This is a genomic window from Salinimicrobium oceani (assembly GCF_012037645.1).
On the sequence record NZ_JAAVJR010000269.1, the window covers coordinates 1 to 577 of the forward strand.

Consider the following 577-nt stretch of genomic DNA (forward strand, 5'->3'; position numbering starts at 1 on the left):
TGAAAGGTTTTGGTCGGTTTAGAGCAGTAAGTAACTTTTTGCGAAATCCGTCCGCTTCCAGCTGGTCCGCAAAGGTTTCCATTACAGCGTAAGACTGGTTGGAGTTCATTGGCTCGATTCGAATATAATCATCCCAATTATTTTCTATTTTATCTATTACTTCTTGCCAGGGATTATCCTCATCTGGAAAAAAATCCATTTCTGACGGATGATAATCAAATTCACCTGTCCGAATATTTAGAAAACAAATTTGTCCGCACAGAAGGAGTTCTGCCATTTCTCGAATATTTGCTTCCTTGACTATCATTTTTTTTAGCTATTGCCTAACGTCCAGTATAAAAACAGTGCGAGCTGGCGCGCGTGATTGTCCGCAGGACAATCCGCTTTGCAAGCGAGCACGGACTTTCGATTCAAGACTAAATTAAGCATTGTTTTTATACGTTGTTAGGCAATGGCTTTTTTTACTCATCCACTCGATCAGATATTTGTTCTCTTACCCACTCAATGTTTCTTCCTTGTCGGAAGTCAAACCATTCCTGTCTGAAATCCGATTCGTGGATCAGATAATTGAAATTCC

1 protein-coding gene is annotated in these 577 nt (G+C 40.0%); it reads right to left on the reverse strand.

All coding sequences use genetic code 11. The features are described from left to right. Positions 1–277: hypothetical protein (locus tag HC175_RS16665; protein ID WP_209310036.1), on the reverse strand; the 277-nt coding region annotated here is incomplete at its 3' end. Positions 278–577 lie beyond the last annotated feature (300 nt).